The following is a 14,983-nucleotide window of genomic DNA, read 5'->3' as shown; positions in this document are numbered from 1 at the left end:
ATAAATAAGAGGCTTTAAATGGTATGCTGGTAATATTGATTTTAAAAGTTAAATTTTATCATTGATAGACAATTATGCGTAAGGATCTTTTATGGAAAGCTTTTGAAGAATTTCTCTTTCGAGCTTTTCCATTTTATATGCTTCATCATCAGTTTCATGGTCATAACCAAGCAGATGTAAGATACCATGAACAATCATATGCGTTAAATGATCTTGAAATGTTTTTCCTTCTTTCTCTGCTTCGAAAACAACAGTTTCTCGGGCAATAATAATATCACCGAGCATGGGACCAGGTTGATTTCCAGCTTTAAGTGGAAAAGCAGGAAAGGATAATACATTAGTGGATTTGTTTTTGTTGCGCCATTGTGCATTGATTTGTGCCATATGTTCATCATCCGTAAAAAGCAGGCTAATCTCGCTTACAACATTTTCCAATGAAACATGATGCATAGTTGCCATTAATGCTTTTTCAGTGATATTATAAAGCATTTTCTCATCATTCCACCCTGCGCTTTTAATCATTATATCAATAATAATCATGACGAATCAAATTCATTTTTTAATGCATCGCATGCGAATGATTTTTTTTTATTTTGTATTTCGGAATCACGATCATAAGCACGAACGATAGCAGCAACAAGTGGGTGGCGTACAACATCTTTTTCATCAAAATGCACAATTGCAATATTTTCTACATTTGAAAGAATGCGAATTGCTTCAATGAGACCTGATTTTTGCCCTGTAGGCAAATCAATTTGGCTTACGTCACCGGTAACAATCATACGCGTTCCTTCTCCAAGACGTGTGAGGAACATCTTCATTTGCATGGGGGTAGTATTTTGTGCCTCATCAAGAATAACAGCAGCATGGGCAAGTGTTCGTCCGCGCATAAAGGCGAGAGGAGCAATTTCTATGACACCAGAAGCTAAAATGCGTTCTATTTTTTCAGCGGGCATCATATCATAAAGAGCATCATAAAGTGGTCGTAAATATGGGTCGACTTTTTCTTTGAGATCACCGGGAAGAAAACCAAGATGTTCTCCAGCTTCAACAGCTGGACGTGAGAGAATAATTCGCTCAATGATACCACGTTCTAGAAGCATTGCAGCATGAGCAACAGCAAGATACGTTTTTCCTGTTCCTGCTGGTCCTACACCAAACACAAGTTCAGTATGCTCCATAGCGCTTATGTAAGCGTCTTGTGTTGGAGTTCTTGCATGAATTATTTTTTTATGGGTACTCAACCGTGCTGGTATACGTTTCGTTGCAGATTTGTGTGTTATTGTGTCTTCTTTCTGCTTCTTTGGTATATTTACCATAGCAATCGCTCCTTTTATATCTGATAAAGTGAGCTCTTGATGTGTTTTGGCACGTTCATAAAGCTGCTGCAATACATATTGCGCATGTTTTATAACAGAAATATTTCCACGGATTAAGACTTCATTACCACGCGGATGAATACTAAGTTCGAGTTTTTTTTCGATATAAGCGAGATTTTCGTCAAATTTACCAAAAACTGCTTTTGCATATTTATTATTTTCGAAAATCAAAACAACTTGGCTCACATCTGAAGCGCTTGTTTGTTTCAAGGTATCAGCCTTTTCAAGGGACATATTTACTTTTTCTTTAATACGCTTTATTTTTTCGGTTGAAGCTTTCAGCCTATTCTCCATATCTACATAAATATTGCACATTTTGTTAAGTAAACTTTATAAAAGACAATTTTTACAAAAAGTGCACGCTTTAGATGTAATCATTTTCTTTTAAAATAAAAGAGTTTTCAAAAATATTTATTTTTGAACAAGGTGTTAGAGGCATGTTTATCTATTTGTCACTTCACCAACAAAACTGTTTGAGCTTGCATTTTTAATATGAATTTCTATCACGCTACCTGTAGAGGCTTCTGTATCGACAACAACAGGTAAAAGCCAAGGGGAACGCCCTACCATTTGCCCTGAGTGACGTCCAGGTTTTTCGATGAGAACGTTCGTTTTTTGATCAATTTTAGAACGCAAAAACGCATTTTGTTGCTCAAGGAGAAGGGCTTGTAAATGTTGAAGTCGGGAATCTTTTACAGATTCATCAACATGATTTTTCATTGTGGCTCCCACTGTTCCAGGACGGGGGGAATATTTAAAAGAATAAGCTGAACTGTACTGTACTTGTTGAATAAGTTTAATGGTTTCTTCAAAGTCTTCATCTGTTTCTCCTGGAAACCCTACAATAAAATCGCCTGAAAAGGCAATATCTGGCCGTGCGTTTCGAATTTTTTCGATAAGATGAAGATAATGAGAGCTTTTGTGTTGTCTGTTCATGGCTTTTAAGATGCGATCTGAACCTGATTGAACAGGAAGATGGAGGTAAGGCATTAACATATCAAGATCTCGATGCGCGGCAATAAGGCTATCATCCATATCACGTGGGTGGCTGGTTGTGTAACGCAAACGCTTTAAACCATTGAGTTTTGCAAGATGATAAAGAAGATCGCCAAGACGCCAAGTTTTGCCATCAGCACTTTGTCCATGCCAACCATTGACATTTTGTCCAAGCAGCGTAATTTCTTTGACACCCGCTTCGATGAGTTGGCGGGCTTCCTCGGTAATTTGCTCGACAGACCGTGATATTTCAGCACCGCGTGTGTAAGGAACAACACAAAAAGTGCAAAATTTATCGCAACCTTCCTGTACTGTTAAAAATGCGCTAACACCTCGTTTTCTTACCGCATGTTTATTATGGGGCGGCAAATGAGCAAATTTATCTTCAACAGCATAGTCTGTTTCGATAATTTTTTTTCCTTGTTTTGCTTTTTCTAACAATTCTGGCAAGCGATGATACATTTGCGGACCAATAACAAGATCCACTGTTGGAGCACGGCGCAAGATTTCACTTCCCTCAGCTTGTGCAACACAACCTGTTACACCAACCATCAGGGGTTTATCAGGTGTGCGCTCTTGACGCATAACGCGCAAACGACCAAGATCAGAATAAAGTTTTTCTGCTGCTTTTTCACGAATATGACAGGTATTAACAAGAATAAGATCGGCATCATTGGGAATTTGTGTTGTCACATAGCCTTGCGAACTGAGGCTATCAGTCATCCGTTGGCTATCATAAACATTCATTTGACATCCATAGGTTTTGATAAAAACCTTTTTAGGAGCAACAGGAGGCGTATTTTTAGGATTTACTTTATTCATAGCGCATGTGTAAATGTTTTTTACACAAATCTCAATCTATTTGCTTAAAAGTTTTTTGCATGATAATTGCATCACCACGACCATTTTTTGACGCGTAGTAGGCAAGACGTTCAGAAATTTTTTGAAATTCAAAGCGTTGATAAAGGTTCAAAGCAGAAAGATTTGTGGCTTCTACTTCCAAGAATAATTTTATAGCGCCCTTGTCGTGAAGATGGTGAACTGTACGATCGATAAGAAAGGTACCAATTCCTTGTTGACGATAATGAGGATGAACAGCAATTGTGATGATTTCTGCTTCATCAAGGATGAGACGGCATAGGCAAAAGCCTAAAATTTGATCAGAGCGATCAATGAGAAAAACTTTGTATCCGAAGATAGAGTGATCTGTTAAGAAATTATCAAAAGCTTGTTTTTCCCAAGAAGGGGTAAAACAATGTTGATGAATTTGATGAAGAGAAGCACTATCATTAACTTGTAGCGGAGCAATTCCAAAAATCTTTTTTGTCAATGAAAATTTGGGCATTATTTTTTTTGTGGCAAAGCAAAATTGGTTTGTTGTTTTGCATCAGCGCTGCGTAGATAGAGTGGGCGAGGCGAATTTTTTGATTGTTTGTTTGCAGCAAGATAAGCATAGTTTACAATATCGGCCGCTTCGCAGGGGATTTTTTCTAGGACAATTTTTTCGTGTATTTTATGGTTTTTAATATGCTCCATAACGACATCAGCAGCTGGGCCAGTCAGTCGGGTTTTTTTTGGCAAATCTTCGAGGATATTTTCAATTGTTTTTAATCCCGGCTCTCCCAAAGGTGTGAGATCATTATGAAAATTTTGATGGTAGAACATTCCTCTCCCTGCTTCAATGACAACAGTAATTGCCGATACTGTACTTTTACTGTTTATGACTTGTGCTGCTAACGCTTCAAGAGCACTCACTCCAACAGCTGGTATTTCAAGTGCTAATGCCAAAGCGCGTGCTGTTGCAACACCGACACGTACACCAGTAAATGATCCAGGTCCAATATTGACAGCAATACGCTCAACTTGATCAAGCGTCATATTGGCTTGTTTCATTATTTGTGTAATCTGCCCAATAATTTTTTCGGCATGTCCTTTGTTCATGCGTTCATTGATACGCGCAATAACAGATTTATGACGAATAAGCGCAACAGCACAATAAATTGAAGCAGTATCTATAGCAAGGATAAGCATAAAAATATTTTAGTTGAATAAAACGATAAATAAAAGTCCTGCTGTATTTTTAATCTTTTCATTATCGTATATTTCATTTGTAAGAAAGTTACTAGTGCCAATAAGCAACAATATCTTTTTATGAGATAGAACGAGATGTTAATTTAATCCCTATTATTTCACTTTTTGAATGAGTACCTTGAGTATTGTAAGATTCTCTTATTTTAAATTTACTTATGGTGAAACAATTAAATTTATTAGCTTGTATATTACAAGCGGAGTTAGCGTATGAATCAAAACTCCTTTCACGAATCATTTAAATGTAAGGGTTGTCACAACTTTTAAGCTATCAAATAGTACGTTGATGCCACTTGTATCACATAGTAAGTAAAAGTAATTTAAAAGAGGAAAAGTCATGACCTCACATTTTTTCCAAATAAGAATATATTTTATCAGTCTTTGTATAAAAACCTCAGCGTAATGAGAGCAGATGAAAGAAATGGTATTGTTTTGTATGAGTTACGTATTTTGATACTACCCCATTGCAAATCATTATGGACTGAAAAGCAAAATTGACAGTTTTCACTTAAATATCAGCTCTTTCAATTTTTTGTATAGAATAATGGGCAATATTTTAGAACTTTTTCTGGTTTATGAAAGAACTGATTTTAATAATAATGAGGACTTTGGGTTGATTGCATACTACGTTGAAAAAATAATAATCAATGCACATTTTAAAATGTTATATGATTTAAATCATTCAATTGTATCATAATAAGGCTACAAATACCGAGAATAATTATGGAGCAGGTTGAAGCCAAAATGACGCGCCATCCTGCTTTTTTTAGTGATCGGATATCAACACCTAATCCTAGTGCAGCCATTGAGATAACAGTAAACAACTGGGCAATAAATTTGATGGGATTGATAGCCTTTTCAGGGATAAGACCACTTGAGCGAACAAGCATCATGATAATAAAGCCAATGATAAACCATGGGACGAGGGTATGTAAACGCAAGCGTGTTTCTGCTGATCGGCGATAAATGATTGATAGAGTAAAAATAACAGGGCCTAACATGAGAACCCGTACTAATTTGACAATTGTTGCAATTTGAACACTTAGAAAAGAGATAGGTGCTGTTGCTGCTAAAACCTGTGGTACAGCATACACAACCATGCCAGCAAGCACACCATATTGGCTAAATGACAAATTCAGAGATGGATGTAAAAAGGGTAGAAATAAAATAATAAGAATTCCTAAAAGAGCAGTGAAGGCAATTGACGCGGCTACATCGTCATGTTTTGCTTTTATAACAGGTGCAACGGCGACAATAGCTGAATTGCCACAAATAGCATTCCCACAAGCGACCAGCATTGCCAAATGTGTAGAAAGCCCGAAAAGTCGGCCGATGGCAAAGCTCAGGATAATCGTTACGAATATCACGAATATGATACTAGCAAGCAAATTCCAGCCAGCTGAAAGGACTGCGTTAATGCTAATGCTTGCTCCTAGAAGAACGATAGCAATTTCGAGAAGTGTTTTTGCACAAAAGGTGATACCTTTTTGAAAATATGTTGGCAAAGAAAAACAACTACGGATAATTGATCCTAGAAGAATTGCCAAAACAAGGCTTTCAAGCCACGCTTCCGTGAAAAACTGTTTTTCTACAACTTCTAAGCCATAAGCTAAGGCTGATATGAGTAAACATACTAAAATACCAGGACCAAAGTCGTTTAAAAGTGAGAGATTTTTCTTGATCATTTTAATATTCCCCCGTCATTAAAGAGCTAAAGGTTAAGAAGAAAAAGTTTTAAAGATTTGTTCTTGCTTGTACAGCTGCTGCTAAAGTTCCATCATCAAGATAATCAAGCTCACCTCCTACAGGAACACCATGAGCAAGTCGCGTAATTTTAACTGGAAAATTAGAAAGCTGATCAGTGATATAGTGAGCAGTTGTTTGACCTTCGACAGTCGCATTGACAGCAAGAATAATCTCCGTAATAGGGTTTTGTACAACACGCTGTATTAAGGTGGCAATGTTGAGTTCGTCAGGACCTATTCCATCTAAGGGGGAGAGTCGTCCACCCAACACATGATAACGTGCGGCTAAAGTTTTTGCGCGCTCAAGGGCCCACAGATCAGCAATATCCTCAACAACGATGATTGTTGTATCATCGCGGCGCAAATCTGTACAAATTGAACAAGGATCAATGGTATCGACATTTCCACAAACAGAACAAATACCGACTTTTTCGATAGCTGCTTGTATAGCCGCTCCCAAAGGCTCCAGCAATGTCTCCTTTTTTTTGATAAGATGAAGCGCAGCACGACGCGCTGAACGTGGACCAAGACCTGGTAACCGTGATAAAATCTGAATGAGACGTTCAATCTCAGGTCCTGCAATGTATTTAGACATATTTTTGTCTCACGGGAAAAAACCGTTTCATTAAAATGGAAGCTTGAAACCTGATGGGAGTGGTAGCCCTGCCGTTATACTTTTGGTTTTTTCTTCTATTGCGATTTCGATTTTTGTTCTTGCTTCATTATAAGCTGCCATAATGAGATCTTCAAGAATTTCAGCTTCTTCAGGTTTGAGTAATGAAGGATCAATTTGAATTGCTGTTATAATATTTTTGCCATTTAAAGTGATATTGACGAGACCACCCCCTGCAGTGCCCACAGCTTGCAGATTAGCTATTTCCTCCTGAATCTTCTGCATTTTTTCTTGCATTTCTTTGGCTTTTTTCATCATGCTCATCATTTCACGCATAGGAATAGGTATCCTTATTCATCATTGATATCATTTTTATTTTTAAAAATATCAGCATTTTTAAAGGTATTGGAGAGTAAATCAAGATCATTTTCTTCTTTATTGAGTCGAATATCGACAATTTTTGCTTCTGGGAAATGATTGAGGATTTTCGCAATATCAGGATCTGTTTCTGCATTAGAAAAAAGAGTCTTTTGAATCGCTATACTTTCCTCCTGTAAGGTTGGGCCACCTCCTTCATTAACAAAAGTTATTGTCCAGCGTTTTTCTGTCCATTGAGATATCTTTTTTTCTATATCATGAGCAAGAAATTGTGGGGTATTTTCAGAAAGTCTTAAGGTAATATGCCCAGCTTCAAAAGAAACAGGATGAACAAATTCTTTAATAAGGAGTTTGAAAGGAGTGTCATTATGCTGTTCGGCTAATTGAACAATATCGTGCAAAGAATTAATCACGAGAGTTTTAGGTTCAGTAATCTTTTCTGTTGTTTGCGTGACAGAATGCGATAAATTTACAATCTTTTCAGAAAGATCAGTAGATGAAGAAGTTTCTAGAATTTCTGTTACTTCTTGGGCGTTGATTTTGTCATAGTTTTGATTTTTAACTAAATTTTCCGGTTGTAAGGAATGATCTAATTGGTTTTTCAAAGAGCTTTTTAAATCTGATTGATCGGGTAATGTATTTGAAACGCTCGAGGAAGCATGGGCTCCGACCATTGTTTCTTTTGTTATATTATTTGCATTTGTAGATTCTTGATGAGAAGAGTTTTTAACCAGTGTGAGAGGCGTTTTTTCTTGCGTAAGCTTTTTTAAAGCCTCATCAAGAGTTGGTAAGTCAGCCGTGTGAGCAAGACGAATTAAAAGCATTTCAGCGGCTTGAAGAGGACGTGCAGTTTGATTAACTTCCTGTAAACCTTTGAGTAACATTTGCCAGTTTCGGGATAAAATAGGAACGGAAAGTTTTTTTGAAAAGTCTAAACTTCTTAAACGTTGTTCTTCAGTTAGAGAGAAATCTTCCACTATTTCTGGTGTAAAACGTAAACGTGTGACCAGATGATTAAAATCGGCTAGTTCTGTCAATATAGTAAGAGGATCAGCACCTGCTTCATATTGACTGCGTAATTCATGTAACGCATTGACAACATCGCCCTTCATAATAAATTCAAAAAGATCAATGATACGTGCTTGATCCGCTAATCCTAACATTGTACGCACCGCAATAGCATTAACATTGCCATTGCTATGGGCGATTGCTTGATCAAAAATGGATAATGCATCACGTGCTGATCCTTCTGCAGCACGGGCAATCATAGAGAGTGCTTGATCTTCTACTTCTACCTTTTCATATTTCGCAATTTGACGCAAATGTGCACTCAAAGCTTTTGATTCAATACGTCGCAAATCAAAACGTTGGCAACGCGAAAGAATTGTAATAGGAACTTTGCGAATTTCTGTTGTGGCAAAAATAAATTTCACATGGGACGGTGGTTCTTCAAGAGTTTTCAATAAACCATTAAAGGCTTGTGTTGAGAGCATATGTACTTCATCTATAATATAAACCTTATAGCGTGCAGAAACAGGACGATAGCGTATTTGTTCAATAATTTCACGAATATCATCAATGCCCGTATGAGAAGCGGCATCCATTTCTATAACATCAATATGGCGTCCTTCGATAATTTGTGTGCAATGTTCTCCAAGAGAGTCCAATACGGTTGTTGGTTGATCAATATCTTTTGTTTTATAATTAAGCGCACGTGCCAAAATACGTGCTGTTGTGGTTTTACCTACGCCACGAATCCCTGTTAACATCCACGCTTGTGCAATACGACCTTTTTCAAAGGCGTTGGTGAGAGTACGCACCATAGCTTCCTGACCAATGAGGTCAGAGAAGTTTTTTGGTCGATATTTACGAGCAAGAACACGATAGGCTGTTTCTACCGGTAAATTTTCCATGAGTATTTCCAACTTCGAAGTTCTTTATGCGTACATTTTGATAATACAAAAGCATAGATCAATACTGTAGTCTCATATAAAAGGATTTTTTCTTAATCAAATTATTTATGGGACAATTTGTTTAAAAATAACAAAACCCCTTTATTTGCTGCATACAAATGCTGCTCTGAAGATTAAAAATACCTCGCTAAAAGACAGCATAAAAAATAATTTCTTCAGCAAAATAGGAGGTTGGAACGATGACCCGTACCAGAACTCGTTGGGGCTGCTTCTTTCCAGACCTGACCCAGTTGGCGAGTAGTTCGTCCACCACCAACCTCCCAAGCTCATATTGTCGATTTGGAATGAAAAATCAAGATCAGAAACGAAAAATATCCTAAGAACGACGAAGAATTTTCCTTTGCGTTTAATTTATTGACATATAAACAACAAAGAGATTGTGGATTTACCAGTTTTTATAGCAGTAGCTCTTCATATTTATTTGGTATGAAAATATTTTTTCGCTTAAGATAGTCTGAATGTATAATTATTCTCATTCGCTGAAACATGTAAGAGTTTTAGGATAGATACATCTGTTCTAAAACTACGAAATTGAATCATCAAAAATTTACAACAGTCAAAGAAGCAAATAAAGCAGATAGATCATGTAATTGGCTAACATTCGAAAGTCAGGGGGGAAGAGTGCTATTTAAAGAATTATAAAATATTGCTTTATACATTTAATGTTATACATTCACAGGCTTTTTAAAGAGCGATTGCTCAATACTCTTAACTATATTTCAAACGCCACTCATAAATAGTATACATGCTTCCCTTGAGTTATAAATCTATTGTTGCGCTACCCTCTTTATGCTTAATACAAAGTATAAATTTTAGCCCTCATGCTATTTAACAACTCCCAATGTTGCGATCCCTTGTACTTGAGAGGCTTTATAAGAAGCATTTTTATTCCTTTTTTTAATCGTTTTTACTCACACACCAATCCCATTTGTAACTTTCGAGGAAACGATTTTAATGGATTCAATATGAGATTTAAGATGGGAGGATCTTACTTTATTCGTGGTTTTAATTCAGTGTAAGAAAATCAAAGTTTTATAATGATAAGCCAGTATCTTATAAGAGTACCACCTCATTTCTATAGTGAATGAGAATATAAAATATGTAATATTTTTTCTTTTAACATAATATAAATATATAAATACTGAATAGATGTTATCGCTCTTTTTTTGCGTGCTTGTTCTTTTAATTAAAAAACATTGATGTTCATCACAAGGTGGGTCAATATATGAAGTTTCATTATTTGAGAAAAGATTTCATATATTTTTAAAGGGGCTGTACTCATACAAGAGGAGATGCAACATTCAACGCTATAGAAATAAGGGGATACTGATTTTATAAGCATAAAAATGGTTCTTATTCGATAGTAAGCGACATTTTATAGTTTCAAATAATATATTCTTTAATAAGGAGGGAAAAGCGAGATAATTTTTATAAAAAGCTGAATGAGTATGACTTAAAGTGCAGTGAGGAATGCATCTGTAGAGCAAATTTTACTTTTCCGTTTATCTAAGTGATTTGGGTACGATGTGCTTTATATCACTTAAAATGAAGCAGTTGCGAAGAGAGAAGCATATTCTTATTAAAAAAATAGCTCTGATAGTAGAAAATACAGAACAATTTAAATTTAGTCTTTTAGTTTTCGCAAAAGTTCCTTAATATCTAACCTTATGAGCAACTTAAGGTTTGCCATATTAGGATAAAAACACCTCTTCAGCGATAAGTTTTAATGGCTCATTATGCTGTATTTTGAAAAAAATACCTGAAAAAAGAATAACTCTACTCAAATTTAGATGTTATAGAATATTGTTAATCATAATCTCCTGTGTCACAATTTGTTCCAACAACTTTTTTCTTCGTAATATTTTTAAAAATATAATGTCCTGACGAAGGAAAACTTATATGAAGAGATTTTATATTTTTTAGGATAAAGATCTTCTTTTCTTTATCATGGGTTATTTTCTTTTCATCATCAACAGCAATTCTCAATTTGTTTAAATCAGAAGGGGTAGAGTACGATAAAGTAAAGGATACTTTCTTTGGTTCAAAGATACTACAAGAGTATTCAGCTCCTTGATGGATTGTATCGGATGGTATGATCACAACACTTTCATCCAGCCCAAAATTCCATTTTTTCTCACCAAAGCCAGCAAACGCACCACTAGAGTGGGCGAGAATATTTGCGGCTAATAATCCTTGCATGAAGATTTTTTTCATTATCTTCTCCTTTTTCTAAAGTGAGGTGAATCATAAATCAATTTTTATAAAGATAAAAGTTCAAACTTAACGCTAAAATCAGGGCTAAGTTGCATTTTCTAGTTTTAAACCATGTTCAGACTGATATCAGTCTAAGAAATTTGAATGCTCTATCATGTATAATAATTTGAATTGTTTTGAGAGCTAATTTAGAAGTTCGTTATCTTTATTGGAATATTGTCAGAGGAAATGACTTTTCTCAAGAAGCTCTCTTTGAAGATATAAAGGGAAATAGATGGTACAAGCGTTTTTATTTTTGGTTACTGTGTTTTTTTACACTGGTTTTTATACAAGTTGAAGTGCTTTTTATCATGATATAATTTGTGAAAAAATATTATGGAAATAATTTATATATTCTTTTATGAGCCGTTTTTTCTTCTTCAGTGTTTATGAAGGGTGTTGAGTAGAAAAAAACGAGCTCTTTCAAGATACGTTGCATTATGAAATTTTTACGATGCTCTTTGATATCAGCAAAGAATGATAGCAGCCTAATTGCTTTTATATATACGATGTTCGATCGTTTTGTGCTGGATAAGTACCGATAATACGCAGTTCTGCAGAAAAGAAAGATAATTCTTCTAAGGCAAGTTTCATCATCGGGTCTTCAGGATGCCCTTCAATATCAACAAAGAATTGTGTTGCATTGAAATTTCCACCAATTTGATAGCTTTCTAATTTTGTCATATTGATACCATTCGTTGCAAATCCTCCCATAGCTTTATATAGAGCAGCGGGGACATTGCGCACTCGAAAAAGAAGACTGGTAATGATTTTTTCGCCATTTTGAGGTTTGGGGACATGTCGTTTGGAGCGTGAAAGGATGACAAAACGGGTAATATTATGAGGGTTATCTTCAACATCTCTTTCAAGAATATCAAGTCCATAGAGTTCTGCTGCGATTAAAGGTGCTAAGGCAGCCTGTGAACGTTTAGCATTTTTTTTAATAAATTTTGCAGCTCCAGCGGTGTCAGCAGAAACAACAGGTTTCCAACCGTTGTTTCGTATGATTTTTCGGCATTGTGCAAGGGCATGCGTATGGCTGTGGACGGTTTTAATTTCGTCATGTGTAACGCCGGGTAAAACCATGAGTTGAAAATGGATAGGTAAAAAATATTCATCAATAATATAAAGAGATGACTGCGGTAAAAGATGATGAATGTCTGCAACGCGTCCCGCAAGGGTATTTTCAATAGGGATCATAGCAAGATCAGCTTTCCCGCTTTCCACTAAATTAAGGGCGTCTTCGAAAGTAGCAGAGGGAACAGCATCCATATTGGGGAACATATTGGAGCAAGCAATATGGGAATTAGCGCCGTATTCTCCTTGGAAAGAAATTTTATTGGTTTTTTTAAGTATTTTCATGCTAAAATCTCACAAACTCTATCGAGATCATGTTGTGTGTCTACACCTAAGGGAATTGTATCGACTATTTCCACATCAATACGCATGTTGTTTTCTAATGCACGTAATTGTTCAAGTTTTTCACGTTTCTCAAGTGGTGAGGGTTTGAATGATACAAATTTCTCAAGTGCTTCGCGCCTATAGGCGTATATTCCAATATGGTGATAAAGAGGACCGTCTCCATAGGGTGCTGTGGCGCGCGTAAAATAAAGAGCACGAAGACGATTTTGAGAAAGCGGTGTACCAATGATTTTGACAACATTGGGATCTCTTGTTTCATTTTCTTCAATGATTTGGGCGCCCAAGGTTGCAATGTCAGTAAAGCTATTTTCTAAAGGGCGTAGCGCACGAATGATTTCACGAGGCATTATTGTTGGTAAGTCACCTTGTATATTTAAAATGGCATTGTAACGTTGTTCCGGATCAATGCGCATTAAAGCTTCATAAATACGATCAGATCCAGACTTATGATCACCTCGTGTTATGATATATTCATGTCCATAATCTGCAACAGCTTTAGCGATATCATTATGATCTGTTGCAACGATTGTACGTCCTATTGCAGCTTTTTTAGCTTGTTCTGCGACATGAACAATCATCGGTTTTCCGCCAATTTTAGCGAGAGCTTTTTGAGGAAGACGGGTTGAGCCTATACGGGCAGGAATAAGAATAATTGGTTCAAGAGCCATTGTAAGATTCCAAATGTCATCTGTGATGCATTTATGATGTTGTGTGTTATAAAGAAAAAGCTTAAACTAAAAATGGTAATGAAACCGTGAACATTTGAGTTTTTATGAATCGCCGGAGATTTATTTATTTTATTTGTGCTTGTTTATGTGTGCTGGTCGCTGTTGTGGGGATTTCCACACTCAGCAATATAATTTACGATCATCCTACATCAGTCCAATATCATCATACAGTTGCCAAGAATGATATATTTCAAGAAAAACAAAAAGCACCTGATGTTTCCCTATCACTAAATAGCCGCCTTCAACAAGGCAATTTTGAAAATGGCCGTAAAGTTTTTCGCCAATGTGCCATATGCCACACATCTGGACGCAATGCAGCAGGGCGTGTTGGTCCAGTCCTCTGGGAGATTGTTAACCGCCCTTTGGCATCAGCAGCAGGTTTTGCTTATTCACGGGCATTACGTGCTCATTCTGATCAAAAATGGGATTTTGTAACGTTAGATCGTTATTTACATTCTCCACGTGAAGCTTTTCCTGGGACCATTATGTCTTTTCGTGGAATTAAAAATGACCAAGATCGTGCCGATCTTTTGCTTTATTTACGCAGTTTATCCGATCATCCTGTTCCTTTACCAATGGATAATAATAAAGCAAACGAGCTAAATTAACTTATACCATAGATGTTAATTTTAGAAAGAAGTCTGACTTTTTGTAATTTTAGTTTCACGGTTTTATAAAAAGAGCTCTTATTGATGTTTTGTTAGGGGGAACGCCCCTCACGCAAAACAGAACACATTTAACATTGCATATTTACTCGCTTATTTTAAAGAGCTCTTTTATAAAAATGCACTCTTTACGCTGTCATCTGCAGATTGGTTTTCAAGATTTGTTTGCTTCACTTTTTCTACATATACTTGTCTGTGAAATTATTGCTGAAGGATTATCAATTCATGAGCCGCAACTTTCTGCTTCTGAATGCCGATAATTATGTAATTAAAGCTCTCCATGAGGTTTATCTCAATCCTTCTATACACATCAATCCCTATGTACTTTTACATCAATTCCCATGTATTTTTCTTATGAACAGAAACAATTGATTGTTCTTATACGTGCAATAATCCTAAGCTGCATTTTATGATGCTCGATGAATAGACGTTTTCTCTTGAGGTTAGAGATGTACGGACAGATCATTGACCTTCTATAGTATCAATCACTAAAATGTGACTTAGATTATTTATTTATAGGTTATGGTTTGAAGTAAGCACTTTCATGTGAAACAATTTTCATGTGTGAATAGTAAAATAGTTGAATAGAGTTCTGCTGATTGTATTTTTATCTACGTTGAAAATTTTTTACACAAGAATACTGATAGCAGCTACGTTCCCACGAGTCTCTGTCCATTTATAGACGATGACATGAAATTATACTGATAATCCATTATAGAGAATTATTTTTTCACAAAAGGTTT

General features: G+C 36.1%; 13 protein-coding genes and 1 other RNA gene. 1 reads left to right on the top strand and 13 read right to left on the bottom strand.

Annotated elements, in window-relative coordinates:
• Window positions 1–72 precede the first annotated feature (72 nt).
• The 13 genes from ybeY to ACFILY_RS05775 all read right to left on the bottom strand — a co-directional run bounded on the left by ybeY (window position 73) and on the right by ACFILY_RS05775 (window position 13,515).
• Window positions 73–540, bottom strand: coding sequence for an rRNA maturation RNase YbeY (gene ybeY, locus ACFILY_RS05835; RefSeq protein ID WP_375637600.1), 468 nt, complete (start codon window positions 538–540; stop codon window positions 73–75).
• On the bottom strand, window positions 537–1,661 hold the full coding sequence (locus ACFILY_RS05830) for a PhoH family protein (protein WP_375637610.1): 1,125 nt from the start codon (window positions 1,659–1,661) through the stop codon (window positions 537–539). The genes ybeY and ACFILY_RS05830 overlap by 4 nt, the downstream gene beginning before the upstream one ends.
• Window positions 1,662–1,820: 159 nt before the next feature.
• The gene (gene miaB, locus ACFILY_RS05825) at window positions 1,821–3,197 is read right to left on the bottom strand and encodes a tRNA (N6-isopentenyl adenosine(37)-C2)-methylthiotransferase MiaB (protein ID WP_375631070.1); all 1,377 of its coding nucleotides are present in this window, start codon (window positions 3,195–3,197) and stop codon (window positions 1,821–1,823) included.
• A gap of 31 nt (window positions 3,198–3,228) precedes the next feature.
• Window positions 3,229–3,720: a ribosomal protein S18-alanine N-acetyltransferase gene (gene rimI / locus ACFILY_RS05820; protein ID WP_273790580.1), complete on the bottom strand. Its 492-nt coding sequence runs from the start codon at window positions 3,718–3,720 to the stop codon at window positions 3,229–3,231.
• Window positions 3,720–4,406: a tRNA (adenosine(37)-N6)-threonylcarbamoyltransferase complex dimerization subunit type 1 TsaB gene (gene tsaB / locus ACFILY_RS05815; RefSeq protein WP_375631069.1), complete on the bottom strand. Its 687-nt coding sequence runs from the start codon at window positions 4,404–4,406 to the stop codon at window positions 3,720–3,722. Before tsaB ends, rimI begins: the two co-directional genes overlap by 1 nt.
• Window positions 4,407–5,119: 713 nt before the next feature.
• The gene (locus tag ACFILY_RS05810) at window positions 5,120–6,148 is read right to left on the bottom strand and encodes a YeiH family protein (RefSeq protein ID WP_273790578.1); all 1,029 of its coding nucleotides are present in this window, start codon (window positions 6,146–6,148) and stop codon (window positions 5,120–5,122) included.
• Window positions 6,149–6,197: 49 nt separating this feature from the next.
• Window positions 6,198–6,803 carry a recombination mediator RecR gene (gene recR / locus ACFILY_RS05805; protein ID WP_273790577.1) on the bottom strand — a complete coding sequence of 202 codons (606 nt, stop codon included), beginning with the start codon at window positions 6,801–6,803 and terminating at the stop codon, window positions 6,198–6,200.
• Between the two features lie 30 nt (window positions 6,804–6,833).
• Entirely contained in the window at window positions 6,834–7,157 is a 324-nt protein-coding gene (locus ACFILY_RS05800) for a YbaB/EbfC family nucleoid-associated protein (RefSeq protein WP_375637601.1), read from the bottom strand.
• Between the two features lie 14 nt (window positions 7,158–7,171).
• Entirely contained in the window at window positions 7,172–9,112 is a 1,941-nt protein-coding gene (locus ACFILY_RS05795) for a DNA polymerase III subunit gamma/tau (protein ID WP_375637602.1), read from the bottom strand.
• A 223-nt stretch (window positions 9,113–9,335) separates the two neighbouring features.
• An RNA gene (gene ffs, locus ACFILY_RS05790) (signal recognition particle sRNA small type) lies at window positions 9,336–9,433 on the bottom strand.
• A 1,545-nt stretch (window positions 9,434–10,978) separates the two neighbouring features.
• Window positions 10,979–11,386, bottom strand: a complete 408-nt coding sequence (locus tag ACFILY_RS05785; RefSeq protein WP_375637603.1) for a hypothetical protein — start codon at window positions 11,384–11,386, stop codon at window positions 10,979–10,981.
• 537 nt (window positions 11,387–11,923) lie between these two features.
• Complete coding sequence (locus ACFILY_RS05780; protein ID WP_273790573.1) at window positions 11,924–12,787, bottom strand: prephenate dehydratase; 864 nt, start codon at window positions 12,785–12,787, stop codon at window positions 11,924–11,926.
• A complete protein-coding gene (locus ACFILY_RS05775; RefSeq protein WP_375631064.1) occupies window positions 12,784–13,515 on the bottom strand; it encodes a 3-deoxy-manno-octulosonate cytidylyltransferase in 732 nt (243 codons plus the stop codon). Before ACFILY_RS05775 ends, ACFILY_RS05780 begins: the two co-directional genes overlap by 4 nt.
• A gap of 104 nt (window positions 13,516–13,619) precedes the next feature.
• On the opposite strand from ACFILY_RS05775, the gene ACFILY_RS05770 reads away from it, so the two are divergent.
• The gene (locus ACFILY_RS05770; RefSeq protein ID WP_375637604.1) at window positions 13,620–14,183 is read left to right on the top strand and encodes a c-type cytochrome; all 564 of its coding nucleotides are present in this window, start codon (window positions 13,620–13,622) and stop codon (window positions 14,181–14,183) included.
• Window positions 14,184–14,983 lie beyond the last annotated feature (800 nt).

This window comes from Bartonella sp. CL25QHWL (assembly GCF_042195335.1).
In the GTDB taxonomy this organism is placed as follows: domain Bacteria; phylum Pseudomonadota; class Alphaproteobacteria; order Rhizobiales; family Rhizobiaceae; genus Bartonella.
Note: the sequence above shows the minus strand (reverse complement) of the source record. Positions and strands in the feature narration are given on the sequence as shown.

Excerpts from the sequence above, each read along its gene's own strand:
- ACFILY_RS05800 (WP_375637601.1), bottom strand. The coding sequence starts at position 7,157 with ATGCGTGAAATGATGAGCATGATGAAAAAAGCCAAAGAAATGCAAGAA.
- ACFILY_RS05810 (WP_273790578.1), bottom strand. The coding sequence starts at position 6,148 with ATGATCAAGAAAAATCTCTCACTTTTAAACGACTTTGGTCCTGGTATT.
- ybeY (WP_375637600.1), bottom strand. The coding sequence starts at position 540 with ATGATTATTATTGATATAATGATTAAAAGCGCAGGGTGGAATGATGAG.
- ACFILY_RS05785 (WP_375637603.1), bottom strand. The coding sequence starts at position 11,386 with ATGAAAAAAATCTTCATGCAAGGATTATTAGCCGCAAATATTCTCGCC.
- miaB (WP_375631070.1), bottom strand. The coding sequence starts at position 3,197 with ATGAATAAAGTAAATCCTAAAAATACGCCTCCTGTTGCTCCTAAAAAG.
- recR (WP_273790577.1), bottom strand. The coding sequence starts at position 6,803 with ATGTCTAAATACATTGCAGGACCTGAGATTGAACGTCTCATTCAGATT.
- ACFILY_RS05775 (WP_375631064.1), bottom strand. The coding sequence starts at position 13,515 with ATGGCTCTTGAACCAATTATTCTTATTCCTGCCCGTATAGGCTCAACC.
- rimI (WP_273790580.1), bottom strand. The coding sequence starts at position 3,720 with ATGCCCAAATTTTCATTGACAAAAAAGATTTTTGGAATTGCTCCGCTA.
- tsaB (WP_375631069.1), bottom strand. The coding sequence starts at position 4,406 with ATGCTTATCCTTGCTATAGATACTGCTTCAATTTATTGTGCTGTTGCG.
- ACFILY_RS05770 (WP_375637604.1), top strand. The coding sequence starts at position 13,620 with ATGAATCGCCGGAGATTTATTTATTTTATTTGTGCTTGTTTATGTGTG.
- ACFILY_RS05780 (WP_273790573.1), bottom strand. The coding sequence starts at position 12,787 with ATGAAAATACTTAAAAAAACCAATAAAATTTCTTTCCAAGGAGAATAC.
- ACFILY_RS05795 (WP_375637602.1), bottom strand. The coding sequence starts at position 9,112 with ATGGAAAATTTACCGGTAGAAACAGCCTATCGTGTTCTTGCTCGTAAA.